We start from the raw sequence: 20,555 nt of genomic DNA, 5'->3' as shown, positions 1-20,555 counted from the left end.
GCCTTCACTCCCGATGGTCGTGGGTCTGGGTGATACGGCCTTGTTCCACGTGGAACAAAGCAACTGGCGTTTCCGTCTGCCAGCCTTCCCTCAGTAATTCGTGATCTACACAGGTGATGAACACCTGGCAGCGTAATTCTTCAAGCAAGCGGCACAGTGCGCGGCGATGCTGGTCATCCAGTTCGGACGGCAAGTCATCCACGAGATAAATACAGTGACCGCGGCGAGCCTGACTAACGAGGTGGCCTTGGGCAATGCGCAATGCGCATACCACCAACTTTTGCTGACCACGCGACAGGATGTCGGCTGCGTTATTGCCAGCCAACCGCAAACGCAGATCAGCACGCTGCGGACCGGCTTGGGTATGGCCCATCTGCTGATCGCGAAGGAGGGAGGAGGCGAGCACTTCTTGCAGTTCCCGGTCCTTGTCCCAGCCTCGGTAGTAGCTTAGGGTCAACCCGTCCAGCTCGACCAGTTCGCTCAGGGTTCGCTCGAAGACGGGCTTCAAGGCCTTGATGTAGTTGCGACGGTATTCATCTATTTCCGCGCTAGCCAGGCACAATTCCCGGTCCCAGGCGGCTTGCGAAGCTGGGTCAAGTGTACCATGACGCAACCATGAGTTCCGCTGCCGCAGCGCCTTCTGAAGGCGTTGCCAGGCTGGCAGAAAACGAGGTTCCACGTGGAACACCCCCCAGTCCAGAAACTGGCGGCGTATTTTTGGGGCGCCTTCAAGCAGCCGGAAACTGTCTGGGTTGATGAGCTGGAGCGGCAGTAACTCAGCCAATTGCGCGGCGCTGCGCGCATTCTGCCCATCGATGCGGATAGTAAACTCCCCTTGTCGCTCACGGGACACACCCAGGTTGCTCGTACCACCCTCCGTCAGCTGAACCTCGCCGAAAACAGTACAGGCAGCCTGTTCGTACTGAATAACCGGATTCAGGCGGGTGCTGCGAAATGAACGGGCCAGGCCGAGCAAATGCACGGCTTCGAGCACGCTGGTCTTGCCGCTGCCGTTGGAGCCGTAAAGGATGTTGATGCGGGGGGAGGGTAAGAGTGTCACCGGGTGCAAGTTGCGCACCGCGGTGACCATGATACGTCGAAGGGACATTTCGCCTGCTACAGGTTACAGGCGCATCGGCATGACAACGTAGGAAGAATCGTCATTGCCAGCTTCCTGCAGCAGCGCACTGCTGTTTGAATCGGACAAGATCAGACGAACTTGCTCAGTAGTCATCACGCCCAGCACGTCCAGCAAGTAGCTGACGTTGAAACCAATCTCCAGCGAGCTACCTTCGTAGTCCACGCTGATTTCTTCTTCAGCTTCTTCCTGCTCAGGGTTGTTAGCCTGGATCTTCAGTTGACCGGCAGCCAGTTGCAGGCGAATACCGCGGTACTTTTCGTTGGAAAGAATCGCAGTACGGCTGAAAGCTTCACGCAGCGCCTGGCGGTCTCCGACAACCAGCTTGTCACCGCCTTTGGGCAGTACGCGCTCGTAGTCCGGGAACTTGCCGTCCACCAGCTTGGAGGTAAAGGTGAACTCGCCAGTAGTGGCGCGGATGTGATGCTGGCCCAGCACGATGCTGACCATACCTTCAGGATCGGTCAGCAGGCGCGCCAACTCCAGGATACCTTTACGCGGCACGATGACCTGGTGTCGATCCTCCTGCTCGATCGGCGCGCTCATCGAGCAAAGCGCCAAGCGGTGACCGTCGGTGGATACGGCCCGCAACGTGTTGCGGGAAACCTCAAGCAGCATGCCGTTGAGGTAATAGCGCACATCCTGCTGGGCCATGGCGAAGCTGGTTCGCTCGATCAGGCGGCGCAGCTTGCTCTGCTCCAGGTTGCAGGTCAGCGAACCCGGGCCTTCTTCCACAGTCGGGAAGTCATTGGCAGGCAGGGTCGACAGGGTGAAGCGGCTGCGGCCGGCCTTTACCAACAATTTCTGCTCATCGACCTTGATATCGATCAGGGCGTCGTTAGGCAGGCTTTTGCAGATGTCCATCAGCTTGCGCGCCGGAACAGTGATCTCGCCAGGCTCGGCCGGCTCTTCCAGTTGCACGCGGCCTACCAGCTCGACTTCCAGGTCGGTACCGGTCAACGACAGTTGCTGGCCTTGTACGACCAGCAATACGTTGGACAGGACCGGCAAGGTCTGACGGCGCTCGACGACACCGGCGACCAGTTGCAGGGGTTTCAACAGGGCTTCGCGTTGAATGGTGAAATGCATGGTCTAGTCCCTTGCCTTCAATTAGCTGCGCAGACGGCCATCAGGTCGTCAGCGTCCGCAGCAGGTTCTTGTAGTCCTCGCGGATGTCCGCGTCGGATTCCTTCAGTTCATTGATTTTGCGGCAGGCGTGCAGCACGGTCGTATGGTCGCGACCACCGAACATGTCGCCGATTTCCGGCAGACTGTGGTTGGTCAACTCCTTGGACAGGGCCATGGCTACCTGACGCGGGCGCGCGACAGAACGCGAACGACGCTTGGACAACAGATCGGAGATCTTGATCTTGTAGTACTCAGCGACGGTACGCTGAATGTTATCCACACTGACCAGTTTGTCTTGCAGCGCCAACAGATCCTTGAGCGATTCACGAATCAGCTCGATGGTGATGTCACGCCCCATGAAATGCGAGTGAGCGATAACCCGCTTCAGTGCACCTTCCAGCTCACGGACGTTGGAGCGAATGCGCTGAGCGATGAAAAAGGCTGCGTCATGCGGGAGCTCGACTTTGGCCTGGTCGGCCTTCTTCATCAGGATTGCTACGCGGGTCTCCAGCTCTGGCGGCTCGACAGCCACCGTCAGGCCCCAACCAAAGCGCGACTTCAGACGCTCTTCCAGGCCTTCGATTTCCTTGGGATAGCGGTCAGAGGTAAGGATTACCTGCTGGCCACCCTCAAGCAAGGCGTTGAAGGTGTGGAAAAACTCTTCTTGCGAGCGCTCTTTGCGAGCGAAGAACTGGATATCGTCGATCAGCAACGCGTCCACCGAGCGGTAGAAGCGCTTGAATTCATTGATGGCGTTGAGTTGCAACGCTTTGACCATGTCCGCGACGAAACGCTCCGAATGCAGGTACACCACCTTGGCGTTCGGATTCTTCTTCAGCAGATGGTTACCCACAGCATGCATAAGGTGGGTTTTACCCAAACCCACACCGCCATAAAGGAACAGTGGGTTGTAGCCATGCTTAGGGTTGTCCGCAACCTGCCAGGCAGCCGCGCGGGCGAGCTGGTTCGACTTACCTTCGACGAAGGTGTCAAAGGTAAAGGTCCGGTTCAGATAACTGGTGTGCTTGAGCGCACCTTCAACCTGCACGGTGCGCTGTTCAGCCCGGCCACCACTGGGCGGCGCCGCAGCAGGCTCGGCCATGGCATCAAAGCTGTCACGCGAAGACGTCTCGACCAATACAGGCTCGGCCGCGGCCACGGCAACGGGTTCAACCGCTGCTGCCGGGGCCGTCTTGTGCGCCTGAGTCTGCGCCAGCGAAGCCGCAACTGCAGCGCTGACCGGCGCGTTGGGCGCAGCCCTTGGGGCCGAGCTGCGACGGCTACCTATTAATAAGGAAAGGGCTGGTGCAATGCCGCTACCGTTCTCACCCAACAGCTCGAGCAAGCGACCCAGGTACTTTTCATTGACCCAATCGAGAACGAAACGGTTAGGCGCATAGACGCGCAACTCGTCGCCTTCGGCTTCGACCTGTAGCGGACGGATCCAGGTGTTGAATTGCTGGGCAGGCAGTTCATCGCGCAGAAGCTCCACGCACTGCTGCCAAAGTTCCACTGACACGGATATCCCCTGAGTTTGAAAGCCGGATGAGGCAAAAACAAACCGCCATTGTACCGGTCGAGCGTTCAGTTATCCACATGTGGACACGTTAGGAACCATGACAAAACAGCCATTTATCGACCAAAACGGCATTTCGCCTCTGTGAATAAGCCCTGTGGATAAACGGCCGTGAGGGCTATGCACAACCCTAACCCCTAGCCTGTTGATAACTCCACTGTGGATAACAGGTGTTTTCATCCACAGCTTTCGCTCACGATGGGAACAAGCGCAGCACGGGTTCAGAACAAAGTTGTAAAACTCTGTACACCCCGTAACTCATGGGCCGGCGAAGGTTATCCACAGAAGGTTATCCACTTAAGAGTTATAAGTTCTTCAAAAAAGCTTTTTATATGTCTCTTCTTTTTTTTCATGTTGTCCCCGATCCGTGTGTCCGATCAAGCACTGCTTGGGCACTGATCAACAGGCACCGTCCATCACATGCTCTATATGGAAAGACTGGTTGGAAATTGACCTATGGGCTTGCTTTCTCTAGAATCGCCGGTCTCTTAAAAAGGGGGCCATCCCGGCCCGTCGTCGACAAACCAGGTAACACGCCATGAAACGTACTTTCCAACCAAGCACCATCAAGCGCGCCCGCACCCACGGTTTCCGTGCCCGTATGGCTACCAAGAACGGCCGTGCTGTTCTGTCGCGTCGTCGTGCCAAAGGCCGTAAGCGTCTGGCCATTTGATTTTTCGGCACAGGTGGTGAGTCAGGACTTCAGTCGGGAAAAGCGACTGCTTACACCCCGGCATTTCAAAGCGGTCTTCGACTCCCCAACCGGCAAGGTTCCAGGGAAAAACCTGCTGATCCTTGCTCGCGAGAACGGCCTCGATCACCCACGCCTTGGCTTGGTAATCGGCAAGAAGAGTGTCAAGCTCGCCGTTCAACGCAACCGCCTCAAGCGCTTGATGCGCGATTCCTTTCGTCTGAACCAGCAATTGCTTGCCGGCCTGGACATCGTGATCGTCGCGCGCAAGGGATTGGGTGAGATAGAAAACCCGGAATTGCACCAACACTTTGGCAAGCTCTGGAAACGCCTGGCGCGCAGCCGGCCGACACCAGCAGTCACCGCCAATTCCGCAGGGGTAGACAGCCAAGATGCGTAAACTGGCACTCGTTCCGATCCAGTTTTACCGTTACGCCATTAGTCCTCTGATGGCCAATCACTGTCGGTTTTTCCCCAGTTGCTCCTGTTACGCGTATGAAGCCATCGAAAACCATGGCATCTGGCGTGGTGGGTGGCTGGCCGTTCGTCGCCTGGGGCGTTGTCATCCGTGGAATGACGGCGGTTTCGACCCCGTTCCACCCGCTCCTTCCTCCCGAACTTCTTCGATAGCCGAGTAATCATGGATATTAAACGCACGATCCTGATCGCCGCGCTGGCAGTCGTGTCCTACGTCATGGTCCTGAAGTGGAACGATGACTACGGCCAGGCTGCCCTGCCGACTCAGAATACTGCTGCCAGCACTGTTGCTCCGGGCTTGCCCGATGGCGTGCCGGCCGGTAACAACGGTGCCAGCGCCGATGTACCGAGCGCCAACGCCGAATCGAGCCCTGCCGAACTGGCACCGGTCGCACTCAGCAAGGACCTGATCCGAGTCAAGACCGACGTTCTGGAACTGGCTATCGATCCGGTCGGTGGTGACATCGTCCAGCTGAACCTGCCGAAGTACCCACGCCGTCAAGACCACCCGAACATTCCATTCCAGTTGTTCGACAACGGTGGTGAGCGTGTTTACCTGGCACAAAGTGGTCTGACCGGCACCGATGGCCCGGATGCCCGCGCCAGCGGCCGTCCCCTGTATGCCGCCGAGCAGAAGAGCTACCAGCTGGCCGACGGCCAGGAACAACTGGTGGTAGACCTGAAGTTCAGTGACAACGGTGTCAACTACATCAAGCGTTTCAGCTTCAAGCGCGGTGAGTACGACCTGAATGTCAGCTACCTGATCGACAACCAGAGCGGCCAGGCCTGGAGCGGCAACATGTTTGCCCAGCTCAAGCGTGATGCCAGCGGCGATCCGTCCTCCAGTACTGCCACCGGCACCGCTACCTACCTGGGTGCAGCCCTGTGGACAGCATCTGAGCCTTACAAAAAGGTCTCGATGAAGGACATCGACAAAGGTAGTTTGAAAGAAAATGTGTCCGGCGGCTGGGTTGCCTGGCTGCAGCACTACTTCGTGACCGCCTGGATTCCGGCCAAGTCGGACAACAACGTTGTCCAGACCCGCAAGGATAGCCAGGGCAACTACATCATCGGCTACACCGGCCCGGTTATCAGCGTACCGGCTGGCGGCAAGGTCGAAACCAGTGCCCTGCTGTACGCTGGTCCGAAGATCCAGTCCAAGCTGAAAGAGTTGTCCCCAGGCCTGGAATTGACCGTCGACTACGGCTTCCTGTGGTTTATCGCCCAACCGATCTTCTGGCTGCTGCAACATATCCACAGCCTGCTGGGTAACTGGGGCTGGTCGATCATCGTGCTGACCATGTTGATCAAAGGCCTGTTCTTCCCGCTGTCGGCTGCCAGCTACCGCTCCATGGCGCGTATGCGTGCCGTTGCACCTAAGCTCGCCGCACTCAAGGAACGCTTCGGTGACGATCGCCAGAAAATGTCCCAGGCGATGATGGAGCTTTACAAGAAAGAGAAGATCAACCCGCTGGGCGGCTGCCTGCCGATCCTGGTGCAGATGCCGGTATTCCTGGCCCTGTACTGGGTACTGCTGGAAAGCGTGGAAATGCGCCAGGCCCCATGGATACTGTGGATTACCGACCTGTCGATCAAGGATCCGTTCTTCATCCTGCCGATCATCATGGGCGCCACCATGTTCATCCAGCAGCGCCTGAACCCGACACCGCCGGATCCGATGCAGGCCAAGGTGATGAAAATGATGCCAATCATCTTCACCTTCTTCTTCCTGTGGTTCCCTGCCGGTCTGGTGCTGTACTGGGTTGTGAACAACTGCCTGTCGATTTCGCAGCAGTGGTACATCACTCGCCGTATCGAAGCAGCTACCAAAAAAGCTGCTGCTTGACGGTCTAATACGCTAGCCTGTGAATAAAAAACGCCCCCTAGTGGGGCGTTTTTGCTATCTGTCGTTTTTGTCGTAGAGGCTTTCGAGCATGAACACTGTGCGTGAAACCATCGCCGCCATCGCCACGGCCCAGGGCCGGGGCGGTGTGGGAATTGTCAGGTTGTCCGGCCCTCTGGCTGCCAAGGCCGGCCTGTTGATCACTGGCCGCACCCTGACCCCGCGGCATGCCCATTACGGTCCGTTCCGCGACGATGAAGGGCTGGTGCTGGACGAAGGGATTGCTCTGTTCTTTCCCGGGCCTAATTCGTTCACTGGTGAGGACGTGCTTGAACTGCAGGGACACGGTGGCCCTGTGGTCTTGGACATGCTGCTGCAGCGCTGTGTACAAGTCGGCTGTCGTCTGGCTCGCCCGGGCGAGTTCAGCGAGCGCGCCTTCCTCAACGACAAGCTCGACCTGGCGCAGGCCGAAGCCATCGCCGACCTGATCGAGGCCAGTTCCAGCCAGGCAGCGCGCAACGCCCTGCGCTCGCTGCAAGGGGAATTCTCCAGGCGTGTGCACAGCCTCACCGAGGCGTTGATTGCCCTGCGAATTTACGTCGAGGCGGCGATCGATTTTCCTGAGGAAGAGATCGACTTCCTCGCCGATGGCCACGTGCTGTCGATGCTTGATGCCGTGCGCAGCGAGTTATCCACTGTGCAGCGCGAGGCCGGGCAGGGCGCCTTGCTGCGTGACGGCATGACGGTAGTCATTGCCGGCCGGCCGAATGCTGGTAAGTCGAGCTTGCTGAACCAGCTGGCCGGGCGGGAAGCTGCCATCGTCACTGACATCGCCGGCACCACGCGGGATATCCTGCGCGAACATATCCACATCGACGGCATGCCGCTGCACGTTGTCGATACTGCCGGCTTGCGCGATACCGATGACCATGTGGAAAAGATCGGTGTGGAACGCGCCCTGAAGGCCATTGGCGAGGCAGACCGCGTTCTGCTGGTAGTCGACTCCACTGCGCCCGAGGCCAGCGACCCGTTCGCTTTGTGGCCTGAGTTTCTGGCTCAGCGGCCGGACCCGGCCAAGGTCACGCTGATTCGCAACAAGGCCGACCTGAGTGGTGAGCGGGTAGCGCTGGAACAGTGCGATGACGGCCATGTGACCATTACCCTGAGCGCCAAGGGCGACGACACAGGGCTGCAACTGCTCCGCGACCATCTGAAGGGCTGTATGGGTTACGAGCAGACTGCAGAGAGTGGCTTCAGCGCCCGCCGGCGCCATCTGGATGCCTTGCGCCAAGCCAGCGAGCACCTGGAGCACGGCCGTGCTCAATTGACCTTGGCGGGCGCGGGAGAGCTTCTGGCTGAGGACTTACGCCAGGCACAGCATGCGCTGGGGGAGATTACAGGAGCATTCAGCTCGGATGACCTGCTTGGACGGATATTCTCCAGCTTCTGCATCGGCAAGTAATCCACAGCCAGGCAAGGCCAAGCGCCGCTCCTTAGGGAGCGGCTTTTTTTTGCCTGAAATTCGTTGCAGAAGATGAATGCAGGCCGATGACCCAAACATCTGTGGGAGCGGGCAGGGCCGCGAAGAAACCCTTACAAGCACCAGATCTCTGTGGATGTACCCACCCTTTCGCGGGCTCGACCGCTCCAACCTGACCATGTCTGCCCGTCAGCGCGATGATTTTTCCATGCTCGGCTTAAAAACCTTGCTCAGGAGCCCTGTGGAAAAGTCGCCTTCAGCTCAGTTGATAAGCGGGCTTTTTTTCTGAGGAAAAACCCGCCTGTGGGTAAACAGCCATTTAATCCACAGGCTAAAAGACGTTATCCATAGGCCTCATGGCACTCCAGACACAGGGTTTAATTTCTCTCTACATAGCGCCATTATTGGGATACAGGACTTTATCCACAGATATCGCTGTGCATAAGAATAAACATAAAAACAAAGCTTTTTAAATTTCTTCTCTTTGATTTCTGTTGTTTGCCACTCATCCACAGACTGGTCAAAATTTGCTCAGACGGTTTCTTTACTGGGGGTGAAGTCCCTATACTTGTCCGCTTACCTTCTCTATTCGCAAAAACAGGCACGAGGTGCGTGGTGGATTTCCCTTCCCGTTTTGACGTGATCGTCATCGGCGGCGGCCATGCCGGTACCGAGGCTGCGCTTGCGTCTGCACGCATGGGTGTGAAAACCCTGCTGCTGACCCATAACGTGGAAACCCTCGGTCACATGAGCTGCAACCCCGCCATCGGCGGTATTGGCAAAAGCCATCTGGTCAAAGAGATCGATGCGCTCGGCGGCGCCATGGCGCTGGCCACCGACAAGAGCGGCATCCAGTTCCGCGTTCTGAACAACCGCAAGGGCCCGGCCGTACGAGCCACCCGTGCGCAAGCCGACCGCGCCATCTACAAGGCAGTGGTACGTGAAATCCTGGAAAACCAGCCAAACCTGTGGATATTCCAGCAGTCCTGCGATGACCTGATCGTCGAGCAGGACCAGGTCAAAGGCGTGGTGACCCAGATGGGCCTGCGTTTCTTTGCCGAATCGGTGGTGCTGACTACCGGTACCTTCCTCGGCGGCCTCATCCACATTGGTCTGCAAAACCATTCCGGTGGTCGCGCCGGTGATCCACCTTCGATTGCCCTGGCCCACCGCATGCGTGAACTGCCGCTGCGCGTCGGCCGCCTGAAAACCGGTACCCCGCCACGCATTGACGGCCGCTCGGTGGACTTCTCGGTAATGACCGAACAGCCAGGCGATACGCCGATCCCGGTGATGTCGTTCATGGGCAATGCCGAAATGCACCCGCGTCAGGTGAGTTGCTGGATTACCCACACCAATGCGCGCACCCACGAGATCATTGCGTCGAACCTCGACCGTTCACCGATGTACTCGGGTGTGATCGAAGGTGTCGGTCCGCGCTACTGTCCGTCGATCGAAGACAAGATCCACCGCTTCGCCGACAAGGAAAGCCACCAGGTGTTCATTGAGCCGGAAGGCTTGAACACCCATGAGTTGTATCCCAACGGTATTTCCACTTCGCTGCCGTTCGACGTGCAGCTGGAGCTGGTCCGTTCGATCCGCGGCATGGAAAACGCCCACATCGTGCGCCCGGGCTATGCCATCGAGTACGACTACTTCGATCCCCGTGACCTCAAGTACAGCCTCGAGACCAAAGTCATCGGCGGCCTGTTCTTCGCCGGGCAGATCAACGGCACCACCGGGTACGAAGAAGCCGGCGCCCAGGGCCTGCTGGCCGGGACTAACGCCGCACTTCGGGCGCAGGGCCGTGACAGCTGGTGCCCGCGCCGCGACGAGGCATACATCGGCGTACTGGTGGACGACCTGATTACCTTGGGTACTCAGGAGCCGTACCGCATGTTTACCTCGCGTGCCGAGTACCGGCTGATACTGCGCGAAGACAACGCCGACCTGCGCCTGACCGAAAAGGGCCGTGAACTGGGCCTGATCGATGACCAGCGCTGGGCCGCATTCTGCGCCAAGCGCGACGGTATCGAGCGTGAGGAACAGCGCCTGAAATCGACCTGGGTTCGGCCGAATACCGAGCAAGGCCAGGCCGTAGTGGATAAATTGGGCACTCCGCTGAGCCACGAGTACAGCTTGCTCAACCTGCTGGCGCGTCCCGAAATCGACTACGCCGGCCTGATGGAAGCGACTGGCGGTGAAGCAATCGATCCACAGGTTGCCGAGCAGGTCGAGATCCGCACCAAGTACGCCGGCTACATCGACCGTCAGCAGGATGAAATTGCCCGACTGCGCGCCAGCGAAGACACACGCCTGCCTGTGGATATCGACTACACGACGATTTCCGGCCTGTCCAAGGAGATACAGGGCAAGCTGAGCCAGACCCGTCCGGAGACGCTGGGCCAGGCTTCGCGTATCCCGGGTGTGACCCCGGCGGCGATTTCCCTGTTGCTGATTCACTTGAAAAAACGCGGCGCTGGCCGCGAATTGGAGCAAAGCGCTTGAGTTCCCTGGTCACCCCTCAACACGCTGAAGAGTTATCCACAGGTGCGCGCCAGCTTGGCGTCGAGCTGACTGCCGAGCAGCACGAGAAGCTGCTTGGCTACCTGGCTCTGTTGATCAAATGGAACAAAGCCTACAACCTGACTGCTGTGCGCGATCCGGACGAGATGGTTTCGCGTCACCTGCTCGACAGCCTTAGCGTCATGTCTTTTATCCACAACGATCGTGATAACTGGCTGGATGTTGGCAGCGGCGGTGGCATGCCCGGCATCCCGCTGGCTATCCTGCATCCACACAAGCGCGTCACCGTGCTGGACGCCAATGGCAAGAAAACCCGTTTCCTGACTCAGGTGAAAATGGAACTCAAGCTGGACAACCTCACGGTTATCCACAGCCGGGTCGAGGCCTTCCAGCCGGCACAACCGTTCGACGGAATCATCTCCCGCGCCTTCAGCAGCATGGAGAACTTCACCAACTGGACCCGCCACTTGGGCGACACCGGGACGCAATGGCTTGCAATGAAGGGGCTGCATCCTGCCGATGAACTGGTAGCATTGCCCGCAGACTTCACAGTGGAAAGCGAACAGGCCCTGACCGTTCCGGGTTGCCAGGGCCAGCGCCATCTGCTGATACTGCGCCGCAAGGCATGACTGGGAACACTCGCAACAATGGCTAAGGTATTCGCAATCGCGAACCAGAAAGGTGGTGTGGGCAAGACAACCACCTGTATCAATCTCGCCGCCTCGCTGGCTGCGACCAAGCGTCGTGTCCTGCTGATCGACCTCGATCCGCAGGGCAACGCCACCATGGGCAGCGGTGTGGACAAGCACGAGCTCGAGCATTCGGTCTACGACCTGCTGATCGGGGAGTGCGACTTGGCCCAAGCTATGCACTACTCCGAGCACGGAGGCTTCCAGTTGCTGCCGGCAAACCGTGACCTGACCGCCGCTGAGGTGGTGCTGCTGGAAATGCAGGTCAAGGAAAGCCGTCTGCGCAACGCCCTGGCGCCTATTCGCGATAACTACGACTACATCCTCATCGACTGCCCGCCGTCGCTGTCGATGCTCACGCTGAATGCTCTGGTCGCTTCCGATGGCGTGATTATCCCCATGCAGTGTGAGTACTACGCACTGGAAGGTCTCAGCGACCTTGTGGATAACATCAAGCGTATCGCCGCCCGGTTGAACCCGGAGTTGAAGATCGAGGGCCTGCTGCGGACCATGTACGATCCGCGTCTGAGCCTGAACAACGATGTTTCGGCACAGTTGAAGGAGCACTTTGGCCCTCAGCTGTACGACACGGTCATTCCGCGCAACATTCGCTTGGCCGAGGCCCCCAGCTTCGGCATGCCAGCCCTTGCTTACGACAAGCAATCGCGGGGCGCGCTGGCGTACCTGGCCCTGGCTGGGGAACTGGTACGCCGTCAACGCCGTCCATCACGCACTGCACAAACAACTTAAGGAATCCGTATGGCCGTCAAGAAACGGGGTCTCGGACGTGGGTTGGATGCACTGCTCAGTGGTCCTTCCGTCAGCGCGCTCGAAGAGCAGGCTGTGAAGATCGACCAGAAAGAACTGCAACACCTGCCGGTCGAGCTGGTCCAGCGCGGCAAGTATCAGCCTCGCCGGGACATGGACCCGGAGGCGCTGGAAGAGCTTGCGCACTCGATTCGCAACCATGGTGTGATGCAACCGATCGTGGTACGCCCGATTGGCGACAACCGATACGAGATCATCGCCGGTGAGCGCCGTTGGCGCGCCACCCAGCAGGCCGGCCTGGACACGATCCCGGCCATGGTCCGTGAAGTGCCCGACGAAGCCGCCATCGCCATGGCATTGATCGAGAACATCCAGCGCGAAGACCTCAACCCGCTGGAAGAGGCCATGGCCCTGCAGCGCCTGCAACAGGAATTCGAGCTCACCCAGCAGCAGGTGGCTGACGCTGTGGGCAAGTCGCGGGTGACCGTGGCCAACCTGCTGCGCCTCATCACCTTGCCCGATGCGATCAAGACCATGCTCGCCCACGGTGACCTGGAGATGGGGCACGCCCGTGCATTGCTCGGCCTGGATGAAAATCGTCAGGAGGAGGGGGCGCGTCATGTTGTCGCACGTGGCCTCACCGTGCGCCAAACCGAGGCACTGGTCCGTCAGTGGCTCAGCGACAAGCCTGATCCGGTCGAACCGAGCAAACCTGATCCGGATATCGCACGCCTTGAACAGCGGCTCGCAGAGCGCCTGGGCTCGGCCGTGCAGATCCGTCATGGCAACAAGGGCAAAGGCCAGTTGGTTATTCGCTACAACTCGCTTGATGAGTTGCAAGGCGTGCTCGCTCACATCCGCTGAAACAATTCCTGTTGTAGCGCGAAGTCGGAAATCACTACCGAAGAGTTGAATAGGGGTTAATCCACCCCTATACTCTGCGCGCATTTTGTCGGCACAAATTATGCCAAGTCATAGCTGACTTGTTGGTCGACTTCCGAGGAGCAGTTGTGATGGAAATACGCACGCCAAACCGCCTGCCTTTCCATCGCTGGGCGGTTTTTCCGGTACTGCTGGCTCAATTTGTCGTACTGCTGCTGGCAACCTTGGTGGTGTGGCAGTGGAAAGGGTCGGTCAGTGGATATTCAGGCCTTTGCGGAGGTTTGATTGCCTGGCTGCCCAATGTGTATTTCGCCTGGAAGGCTTTTCGCTTCAGCGGGGCTCGGGCGGCACAAGCTATCGTCAAGTCGTTTTACGCTGGCGAGGCAGGCAAGATGATTTTGACGGCAGTGCTTTTTGCACTGACCTTTGCAGGAGTGAAGCCACTGGCGCCGCTAGCAGTATTCGGCGTCTTCGTGTTGACCCTTTTGGTCAGCTGGTTCGCGCCCCTGCTGATGAATAAAAGACTTTCGAGACCTTAGGGCGTTTGAGGCAACCATGGCAGCAGAAACCGCTTCGGGCTATATCCAGCACCACTTGCAGAACCTGACCTACGGTCAACTACCAGACGGCAGCTGGGGCTTCGCCCATTCGGCTGCAGAAGCCAAGGCAATGGGCTTCTGGGCGTTCCACCTGGACACCCTGGGTTGGTCCGTCGCGCTGGGTCTGATCTTCCTGTTGATCTTCCGCATGGCGGCCAAGAAGGCGACTTCCGGCCAACCTGGCGGTCTGCAGAACTTCGTTGAGGTGATGGTCGACTTCGTCAACGGCAGCGTGAAGGACTCCTTCCACGGCCGTAGCCCGGTAATCGCACCACTGGCGCTGACCATTTTCGTCTGGGTATTCCTGATGAACGCCGTCGACCTGGTACCGGTCGACTGGATCCCTCAGCTGGCCATCCTGATTTCCGGTGACCCGCACATTCCGTTCCGCGCCGTGTCGACCACTGACCCGAACGCGACCCTGGCCATGGCCTTCTGCGTCTTCGCCCTGATCATCTTCTACAGCATCAAGGTCAAGGGACTGGGCGGCTTCATCGGTGAGCTGACCCTGCACCCGTTTGGCAGCAAGAATATCTTCGTGCAGATCCTGCTGATTCCGGTCAACTTCCTGCTGGAATTCGTCACCCTGATCGCCAAACCGATCTCGCTGGCACTGCGTCTGTTCGGCAACATGTATGCTGGCGAGCTGGTGTTCATCCTGATCGCTGTAATGTTCGGCTCCGGCCTGCTGTGGCTCAGCGGCCTGGGTGTGGTGCTGCAATGGGCGTGGGCTGTGTTCCACATCCTGATCATCACCCTGCAAGCTTTCATCTTCATGATGCTGACCATCGTCTACCTGTCGATGGCTCACGAAGATAACCATTAAGACCGCCTGGCGTGTCTGATAGCCTTCCCTGCCTGTACGGGGGGAGGGCTTAAAAAGTCCGCAAGGGCATGCTGTACCAAACGATTTGTTTTACCGCTTCAAACTAAAAACCTAACCAATACGACGTAAAAGTCGGGAGGAAAGATGGAAACTGTAGTTGGTCTGACCGCTATCGCTGTTGCTCTGCTGATCGGCCTGGGTGCTCTGGGTACCGCCATTGGTTTCGGCCTGCTGGGTGGCAAATTCCTGGAAGGCGCTGCTCGTCAGCCAGAAATGGTTCCGATGCTGCAGGTCAAAATGTTCATCGTTGCCGGTCTGCTCGACGCCGTAACCATGATCGGTGTTGGTATCGCTCTGTTCTTCACCTTCGCGAATCCGTTCGTTGGTCAGATCGCCGGCTAATCACTCGTCACCACGAGTTGATGGCTGTATGAATTAAGACCGAGCGAGGTGTTGGCGTGAACATTAATGCAACCCTGATTGGCCAATCCGTTGCTTTCCTGATTTTTGTACTCTTCTGCATGAAGTATGTATGGCCTCCGGTCATCACTGCTCTGCAAGAGCGCCAAAAGAAGATTGCCGACGGCTTGGACGCTGCCAACCGCGCAGCTCGCGACCTGGAGCTGGCCCAAGAGAAAGCGGGTCAGCAACTGCGTGAAGCTAAAGCACAAGCAGCCGAAATCATCGAGCAAAGCAAGAAACGCGCTGCTCAGCTTGTCGAGGAAGCCCGTGAACAGGCCCGCGTCGAAGCTGACCGTGTGAAGGCTCAGGCTCTGGCCGAGATCGAACAGGAACTGAACAGCGCTAAAGACGCCCTGCGTGCCCAAGTGGGTGCTCTGGCCGTTGGTGGTGCTGAAAAGATCCTTGGCGCCACAATCGATCAAAACGCGCATGCGGAGCTGGTTAACAAACTGGCCGCTGAAATTTAAGCGAGGGCGATCATGGCAGAACTGACCACGTTGGCCCGACCTTACGCTAAGGCTGCCTTTGAGCATGCCCAGGCCCATCAGCAACTGGCCAATTGGTCAGCCATGCTCGGCCTGGCTGCTGCGGTGTCGCAAGACGACACCATGCAGCGCCTGCTCAAGGCCCCGCGACTGACGAGCGCAGAAAAGGCCGCCACGTTCATTGACGTGTGCGGTGACAAGTTCAATGCACAGGCACAGAATTTCATTCATGTTGCCGCGGAAAACGACCGTCTCCTGCTTCTGCCGGAGATTGCCGCCCTGTTCGACCTGTACAAGGCCGAGCAAGAGAAATCCGTGGACGTGGAAGTCACCAGTGCCTTCGCGTTGAACCAAGAACAGCAAGACAAACTCGCCAAGGTTCTCAGTGCACGGTTAGGCCAGGAAGTGCGCCTGCACGCGTCGGAGGATGCCAGCCTGATTGGCGGCGTCGTCATCCGCGCCGGTGACCTGGTAATCGATGGCTCTGTTCGCGGCAAAATCGCGAAACTGGCCGAAGCATTGAAATCTTGAGTTTGAAGGGGCAGCAGAGCAATGCAGCAACTCAATCCTTCCGAAATTAGTGAAATCATCAAGGGCCGCATCGATAACCTCGATGTGAGCTCCCAAGCCCGTAACGAAGGTACCGTCGTTTCGGTATCCGACGGTATCGTGCGGATCCACGGTCTGGCCGACGTTATGTACGGCGAAATGATCGAGTTCCCTGGCGGCGTCTACGGCATGGCCCTGAACCTGGAGCAAGACTCCGTAGGTGCAGTGATCTTGGGTGCCTATGACACCCTCGCCGAAGGCATGAGCGCCAAGTGCACCGGCCGCATCCTGGAAGTTCCGGTTGGTAAGGAACTGCTGGGTCGCGTCGTCGACGCACTGGGCAACCCGATTGACGGCAAAGGTCCTCTGGGCAACACCCAGACCGACGCAGTCGAGAAAGTGGCTCCAGGCGTGATCTGGCGTAAGTCGGTAGACCAGCCTGTACAGACTGGTTACAAATCCGTCGACGCCATGATCCCTGTCGGCCGTGGCCAGCGTGAGCTGATCATTGGCGACCGTCAGATCGGCAAGACCGCCATGGCCATCGACGCCATCATCAACCAGAAAAACTCCGGTATTTTCTGCGTTTATGTTGCTGTCGGCCAGAAGCGTTCCACCGTTGCCAACATCGTTCGCAAGCTGGAAGAAACCGGCGCCCTGGCCAACACCATCGTGGTTGTTGCCAGTGCTTCGGAATCCGCCGCACTGCAATTCCTGGCGCCATACGCCGGTTGCACCATGGGCGAGTTCTTCCGCGACCGCGGTGAAGACGCACTGATCGTTTACGATGACCTGTCCAAGCAGGCCGTTGCCTACCGTCAGATCTCCCTGCTGCTGCGCCGTCCACCAGGACGCGAAGCATACCCAGGCGACGTGTTCTATCTCCACTCCCGTCTGCTGGAGCGTGCATCGCGCGTTTCGGAAGAGTACGTCGAGAAGTTCACCAACGGTGCTGTCACTGGCAAAACCGGTTCCCTGACCGCTCTGCCGATCATCGAAACCCAGGCTGGCGACGTTTCTGCGTTCGTTCCGACCAACGTGATTTCCATCACCGACGGTCAGATCTTCCTGGAATCGGCCATGTTCAACTCGGGCATCCGCCCTGCAGTGAACGCCGGTGTTTCGGTATCCCGCGTAGGTGGTGCCGCTCAGACCAAGATCATCAAGAAGCTGTCCGGTGGTATTCGTACCGCTCTGGCTCAGTACCGTGAACTGGCTGCATTCGCCCAGTTCGCGTCCGATCTGGACGAAGCGACCCGCAAGCAGCTGGAGCATGGTCAGCGCGTTACCGAGCTGATGAAGCAGAAGCAGTACGCGCCGATGTCCATCGCGGACATGGCTCTGTCGCTGTACGCCGCTGAGCGTGGCTTCCTGATCGACGTAGAAGTCTCCAAGATCGGCAGCTTCGAGCAAGCTCTGATCGCCTTCTTCAACCGTGATCACGCTGAACTGATGGCGAAGATCAACGTGAAGGGTGACTTCAACGACGAAATCGACGCAGGCCTGAAAGCCGGTATCGAGAAGTTCAAGGCCACCCAGACCTGGTAAGCCGCAGCGGGGGCTCAGGCCCCCGCTTGCTAACCTGATAGGTGATACATGGCAGGCGCAAAAGAGATTCGCAGTAAGATTGCGAGCATCAAAAGCACGCAAAAAATTACCAGCGCCATGGAGAAAGTGGCGGTCAGCAAGATGCGCAAGGCACAAATGCGCATGGCTGCTAGCCGTCCTTACGCGGAACGTATCCGCCAGGTGATCGGTCATCTGGCCAACGCCAACCCGGAATACCGCCACCCGTTCATGATCGAGCGCCCTGTAAAGCGCGCTGGTTATATCGTGGTGAGCAGTGACCGTGGTCTGTGCGGTGGCTTGAACACCAACCTGTTCAAGGCCCTGGTCAAGGACATGAGCGCAAACCGCGAACAGGGCGTGGAAATCGACCTGTGCGTGATCGGCAGCAAGGGTGCGACTTTCTTCCGCATCTTTGGCGGCAACGTCGTAGCAGCGATCAGCCACTTGGGCGAAGAGCCATCGATCAACGATCTGATCGGCTCCGTCAAAGTGATGCTGGACGCCTACCTGGACGGCCGTATCGATCGCCTCTCGGTGGTTTCGAACAAGTTCATCAATACCATGACCCAGAAGCCGACGGTCGAGCAATTGGTACCGTTGGTGGCAACCCCGGATCAGGATCTCAAGCATCACTGGGACTACCTGTACGAACCCGACGCAAAAGAGCTGCTGGACGGCTTGATGGTGCGCTACGTGGAGTCGCAGGTATACCAGGCGGTGGTCGAGAACAACGCTGCTGAACAAGCGGCCCGGATGATCGCCATGAAGAACGCCACAGACAACGCCGGTGATTTGATCAAAGAGCTTCAGTTGATCTACAACAAGGCGCGTCAGGCTGCGATCACCCAGGAGATCTCGGAAATCGTCGGCGGCGCTGCCGCGGTTTAACGGTTCACATATTCAGAGGATCCAGCTATGAGTAGCGGACGTATCGTTCAAATCATCGGCGCCGTCATCGACGTGGAATTCCCACGTGACGTCGTGCCGAGTGTATACAACGCGCTTAAAGTACAAGGCGCGGAAACCACCCTGGAAGTTCAGCAGCAGCTGGGCGACGGCGTGGTTCGTACCATTGCGATGGGCTCGACCGAAGGCCTGAAGCGCGGTCTGGATGTCGTCGACACCGGCGCTGCCATTTCCGTTCCAGTTGGTAAGGCCACCCTGGGCCGTATCATGGACGTACTGGGCAACCCGATCGACGAAGCCGGCCCGATCGGCGAAGAAGAGCGTCGCGGTATCCACCAGCCAGCGCCTTCGTTCGCTGACCAGGCAGGCGGCAACGACCTGCTGGAAACCGGCATCAAGGTTATCGACCTGGTTTGCCCGTTCGCCAAGGGTGGTAAGGTTGGTCTGTTCGGTGGTGCCGGTGTCGGCAAGACCGTAAACATGATGGAACTGATCCGTAACATCGCCATGGAACACAGCGGTTACTCCGTGTTCGCTGGTGTGGGTGAGCGTACTCGTGAGGGTAACGACTTCTACCACGAGATGAAGGACTCCAACGTTCTCGACAAAGTAGCGCTGGTCTACGGTCAGATGAACGAGCCACCAGGAAACCGTCTGCGTGTAGCGCTGACCGGCCTGACCATGGCCGAGAAGTTCCGTGACGAAGGTAACGACGTTCTGCTGTTCGTCGACAACATCTATCGTTACACCCTGGCCGGTACCGAAGTATCCGCACTGCTGGGCCGTATGCCTTCGGCAGTAGGTTACCAGCCGACCCTGGCTGAAGAGATGGGCGTTCTGCAAGAGCGCATCACCTCCACCAAGGAAGGTTCGATCACCTCCGTACAGGCCGTATATGTACCTGCGGACGACTTGACCGACCCGTCGCCAGCGACCACCTTCGCCCACTTGGACGCCACCGTCGTTCTGTCCCGTGACATCGCCTCCCTGGGTATCTACCCAGCGGTCGACCCACTGGACTCGACTTCGCGCCAGCTGGACCCGAACGTGATCGGCAACGAGCACTACGAGACCGCTCGTGGCGTTCAGTATGTTCTGCAGCGCTACAAAGAGCTGAAGGACATCATTGCGATCCTGGGTATGGACGAACTGTCCGAAGCCGACAAGCAACTGGTAGCCCGCGCTCGTAAGATCCAGCGCTTCCTGTCGCAGCCGTTCTTCGTGGCAGAAGTCTTCACCGGTTCGCCAGGCAAGTACGTTTCTCTGAAAGACACCATCGCTGGCTTCAGCGGCATCCTCAAAGGTGACTACGACCACCTGCCAGAACAAGCGTTCTACATGGTCGGCAGCATCGACGAAGCGATCGAGAAAGCCAAGAAACTGTAATTCCTGCGCCCCGCAAGGGGCGCTATCAGGTTGAGGCAAGCAGATGGCTATGACAGTCCATTGCGATATCGTCAGCGCGGAAGGAGAGATCTTCTCCGGCCTGGTCGAGATGGTGGTTGCGCACGGTAACCTGGGTGATCTTGGTATCGCTCCAGGCCATGCGCCGCTGATCACCAATCTCAAGCCTGGTCCGATCACGCTGACCAAGCAGGGTGGCGCACAAGAGGTGTTCTACATCTCTGGTGGTTTCCTCGAGGTTCAGCCGAACATGGTCAAGGTGCTTGCCGATACCGTGCAACGTGCTACAGACCTGGATGAAGCTCAGGCTCAGGAGGCCCTCAAGGCTGCCGAGAACGCCCTGAATCTGAAAGGCGCGGACTTCGACTACAGTGCCGCCGCCGCACGTCTGGCCGAGGCCGCAGCCCAGCTGCGTACCGTCCAGCAAATGCGCAAAGGCAAGTAATCGGCCCCGGCTGATAACTGCTGTTGCGATTGAGTAAAAGGGTAGCCTCGGCTACCCTTTTTCTTTTTCTTTTTCTGTTTTCTCCCCCGGTCTTTCACTGACCGCCCAGGAT

21 protein-coding genes are annotated in these 20,555 nt (G+C 58.2%); 18 read left to right on the top strand and 3 right to left on the bottom strand.

Going from position 1 to position 20,555, the window contains the following annotated elements; all coding sequences use genetic code 11:
* Nucleotides 1–4: 4 nt before the first annotated feature.
* From recF to dnaA, 3 genes are read right to left on the bottom strand one after another with little or no spacing between them, the layout of a single operon-like run.
* Nucleotides 5–1,108 carry a DNA replication/repair protein RecF gene (gene recF / locus I8746_RS15045; RefSeq protein WP_011953076.1) on the bottom strand — a complete coding sequence of 368 codons (1,104 nt, stop codon included), beginning with the start codon at nucleotides 1,106–1,108 and terminating at the stop codon, nucleotides 5–7.
* A 15-nt stretch (nucleotides 1,109–1,123) separates the two neighbouring features.
* Nucleotides 1,124–2,227 carry a DNA polymerase III subunit beta gene (gene dnaN, locus I8746_RS15040; RefSeq protein WP_003253156.1) on the bottom strand — a complete coding sequence of 368 codons (1,104 nt, stop codon included), beginning with the start codon at nucleotides 2,225–2,227 and terminating at the stop codon, nucleotides 1,124–1,126.
* 40 nt (nucleotides 2,228–2,267) lie between these two features.
* A complete protein-coding gene (dnaA, locus tag I8746_RS15035) occupies nucleotides 2,268–3,785 on the bottom strand; it encodes a chromosomal replication initiator protein DnaA (RefSeq protein ID WP_003253158.1) in 1,518 nt (505 codons plus the stop codon).
* Between the two features lie 595 nt (nucleotides 3,786–4,380).
* On the opposite strand from dnaA, the gene rpmH reads away from it, so the two are divergent.
* The 18 genes from rpmH (at nucleotide 4,381) to I8746_RS14945 (ending at nucleotide 20,443) form a co-directional block, all read left to right on the top strand.
* Nucleotides 4,381–4,515 (top strand): 50S ribosomal protein L34, encoded by a 135-nt coding sequence (gene rpmH / locus I8746_RS15030; RefSeq protein WP_003253163.1) that lies wholly within the window; start codon nucleotides 4,381–4,383, stop codon nucleotides 4,513–4,515.
* A 13-nt stretch (nucleotides 4,516–4,528) separates the two neighbouring features.
* Nucleotides 4,529–4,933 carry a ribonuclease P protein component gene (gene rnpA, locus I8746_RS15025; RefSeq protein ID WP_003253166.1) on the top strand — a complete coding sequence of 135 codons (405 nt, stop codon included), beginning with the start codon at nucleotides 4,529–4,531 and terminating at the stop codon, nucleotides 4,931–4,933.
* On the top strand, nucleotides 4,926–5,171 hold the full coding sequence (gene yidD, locus I8746_RS15020; protein WP_003253169.1) for a membrane protein insertion efficiency factor YidD: 246 nt from the start codon (nucleotides 4,926–4,928) through the stop codon (nucleotides 5,169–5,171). The genes rnpA and yidD overlap by 8 nt, the downstream gene beginning before the upstream one ends.
* 2 nt (nucleotides 5,172–5,173) lie before the next feature.
* The gene (gene yidC / locus I8746_RS15015) at nucleotides 5,174–6,856 is read left to right on the top strand and encodes a membrane protein insertase YidC (protein ID WP_003253171.1); all 1,683 of its coding nucleotides are present in this window, start codon (nucleotides 5,174–5,176) and stop codon (nucleotides 6,854–6,856) included.
* A gap of 88 nt (nucleotides 6,857–6,944) precedes the next feature.
* Nucleotides 6,945–8,315, top strand: a complete 1,371-nt coding sequence (mnmE, locus tag I8746_RS15010) for a tRNA uridine-5-carboxymethylaminomethyl(34) synthesis GTPase MnmE (RefSeq protein WP_010951424.1) — start codon at nucleotides 6,945–6,947, stop codon at nucleotides 8,313–8,315.
* A 633-nt stretch (nucleotides 8,316–8,948) separates the two neighbouring features.
* Nucleotides 8,949–10,841 carry a tRNA uridine-5-carboxymethylaminomethyl(34) synthesis enzyme MnmG gene (mnmG, locus tag I8746_RS15005; protein WP_221100783.1) on the top strand — a complete coding sequence of 631 codons (1,893 nt, stop codon included), beginning with the start codon at nucleotides 8,949–8,951 and terminating at the stop codon, nucleotides 10,839–10,841.
* Complete coding sequence (gene rsmG, locus I8746_RS15000; protein ID WP_003253179.1) at nucleotides 10,838–11,488, top strand: 16S rRNA (guanine(527)-N(7))-methyltransferase RsmG; 651 nt, start codon at nucleotides 10,838–10,840, stop codon at nucleotides 11,486–11,488. Before mnmG ends, rsmG begins: the two co-directional genes overlap by 4 nt.
* A gap of 18 nt (nucleotides 11,489–11,506) precedes the next feature.
* Complete coding sequence (locus I8746_RS14995; RefSeq protein ID WP_003253182.1) at nucleotides 11,507–12,298, top strand: ParA family protein; 792 nt, start codon at nucleotides 11,507–11,509, stop codon at nucleotides 12,296–12,298.
* Between the two features lie 9 nt (nucleotides 12,299–12,307).
* Nucleotides 12,308–13,180 carry a ParB/RepB/Spo0J family partition protein gene (locus I8746_RS14990; RefSeq protein WP_003253185.1) on the top strand — a complete coding sequence of 291 codons (873 nt, stop codon included), beginning with the start codon at nucleotides 12,308–12,310 and terminating at the stop codon, nucleotides 13,178–13,180.
* A gap of 149 nt (nucleotides 13,181–13,329) precedes the next feature.
* Nucleotides 13,330–13,737, top strand: coding sequence for a F0F1 ATP synthase subunit I (locus I8746_RS14985; protein ID WP_003253187.1), 408 nt, complete (start codon nucleotides 13,330–13,332; stop codon nucleotides 13,735–13,737).
* Nucleotides 13,738–13,753: 16 nt separating this feature from the next.
* The gene (gene atpB / locus I8746_RS14980) at nucleotides 13,754–14,623 is read left to right on the top strand and encodes a F0F1 ATP synthase subunit A (RefSeq protein ID WP_003253188.1); all 870 of its coding nucleotides are present in this window, start codon (nucleotides 13,754–13,756) and stop codon (nucleotides 14,621–14,623) included.
* Nucleotides 14,624–14,767: 144 nt separating this feature from the next.
* Nucleotides 14,768–15,025, top strand: coding sequence for a F0F1 ATP synthase subunit C (gene atpE / locus I8746_RS14975; RefSeq protein ID WP_003097235.1), 258 nt, complete (start codon nucleotides 14,768–14,770; stop codon nucleotides 15,023–15,025).
* 56 nt (nucleotides 15,026–15,081) lie between these two features.
* A complete protein-coding gene (locus tag I8746_RS14970) occupies nucleotides 15,082–15,552 on the top strand; it encodes a F0F1 ATP synthase subunit B (RefSeq protein WP_003253189.1) in 471 nt (156 codons plus the stop codon).
* Between the two features lie 12 nt (nucleotides 15,553–15,564).
* Nucleotides 15,565–16,101, top strand: a complete 537-nt coding sequence (locus I8746_RS14965) for a F0F1 ATP synthase subunit delta (protein WP_003253191.1) — start codon at nucleotides 15,565–15,567, stop codon at nucleotides 16,099–16,101.
* 21 nt (nucleotides 16,102–16,122) lie between these two features.
* Nucleotides 16,123–17,667, top strand: coding sequence for a F0F1 ATP synthase subunit alpha (gene atpA, locus I8746_RS14960; protein ID WP_012054152.1), 1,545 nt, complete (start codon nucleotides 16,123–16,125; stop codon nucleotides 17,665–17,667).
* Nucleotides 17,668–17,715: 48 nt separating this feature from the next.
* Nucleotides 17,716–18,576: a F0F1 ATP synthase subunit gamma gene (atpG, locus tag I8746_RS14955; RefSeq protein ID WP_003253195.1), complete on the top strand. Its 861-nt coding sequence runs from the start codon at nucleotides 17,716–17,718 to the stop codon at nucleotides 18,574–18,576.
* 27 nt (nucleotides 18,577–18,603) lie between these two features.
* Nucleotides 18,604–19,980: a F0F1 ATP synthase subunit beta gene (gene atpD / locus I8746_RS14950; RefSeq protein WP_003253197.1), complete on the top strand. Its 1,377-nt coding sequence runs from the start codon at nucleotides 18,604–18,606 to the stop codon at nucleotides 19,978–19,980.
* Nucleotides 19,981–20,023: 43 nt separating this feature from the next.
* Nucleotides 20,024–20,443, top strand: coding sequence for a F0F1 ATP synthase subunit epsilon (locus tag I8746_RS14945; protein ID WP_003253199.1), 420 nt, complete (start codon nucleotides 20,024–20,026; stop codon nucleotides 20,441–20,443).
* Nucleotides 20,444–20,555: the final 112 nt, after the last annotated feature.

This window comes from Pseudomonas sp. USTB-Z, assembly GCF_019691255.1.
Lineage (GTDB): Bacteria > Pseudomonadota > Gammaproteobacteria > Pseudomonadales > Pseudomonadaceae > Aquipseudomonas > Aquipseudomonas alloputida.
The sequence above is the reverse complement of the archived record's forward strand: the minus strand, read 5'-3'. Positions and strand labels throughout refer to the sequence as shown.

Coding starts and splice junctions, on each gene's coding strand:
- recF (WP_011953076.1), bottom strand. CDS start 1,108: ATGTCCCTTCGACGTATCATGGTCACCGCGGTGCGCAACTTGCACCCG.
- dnaN (WP_003253156.1), bottom strand. CDS start 2,227: ATGCATTTCACCATTCAACGCGAAGCCCTGTTGAAACCCCTGCAACTG.
- rpmH (WP_003253163.1), top strand. CDS start 4,381: ATGAAACGTACTTTCCAACCAAGCACCATCAAGCGCGCCCGCACCCAC.
- yidD (WP_003253169.1), top strand. CDS start 4,926: ATGCGTAAACTGGCACTCGTTCCGATCCAGTTTTACCGTTACGCCATT.
- yidC (WP_003253171.1), top strand. CDS start 5,174: ATGGATATTAAACGCACGATCCTGATCGCCGCGCTGGCAGTCGTGTCC.
- mnmE (WP_010951424.1), top strand. CDS start 6,945: ATGAACACTGTGCGTGAAACCATCGCCGCCATCGCCACGGCCCAGGGC.
- I8746_RS14995 (WP_003253182.1), top strand. CDS start 11,507: ATGGCTAAGGTATTCGCAATCGCGAACCAGAAAGGTGGTGTGGGCAAG.
- I8746_RS14990 (WP_003253185.1), top strand. CDS start 12,308: ATGGCCGTCAAGAAACGGGGTCTCGGACGTGGGTTGGATGCACTGCTC.
- I8746_RS14985 (WP_003253187.1), top strand. CDS start 13,330: ATGGAAATACGCACGCCAAACCGCCTGCCTTTCCATCGCTGGGCGGTT.
- atpB (WP_003253188.1), top strand. CDS start 13,754: ATGGCAGCAGAAACCGCTTCGGGCTATATCCAGCACCACTTGCAGAAC.
- atpE (WP_003097235.1), top strand. CDS start 14,768: ATGGAAACTGTAGTTGGTCTGACCGCTATCGCTGTTGCTCTGCTGATC.
- I8746_RS14965 (WP_003253191.1), top strand. CDS start 15,565: ATGGCAGAACTGACCACGTTGGCCCGACCTTACGCTAAGGCTGCCTTT.
- atpA (WP_012054152.1), top strand. CDS start 16,123: ATGCAGCAACTCAATCCTTCCGAAATTAGTGAAATCATCAAGGGCCGC.
- atpG (WP_003253195.1), top strand. CDS start 17,716: ATGGCAGGCGCAAAAGAGATTCGCAGTAAGATTGCGAGCATCAAAAGC.
- atpD (WP_003253197.1), top strand. CDS start 18,604: ATGAGTAGCGGACGTATCGTTCAAATCATCGGCGCCGTCATCGACGTG.
- I8746_RS14945 (WP_003253199.1), top strand. CDS start 20,024: ATGGCTATGACAGTCCATTGCGATATCGTCAGCGCGGAAGGAGAGATC.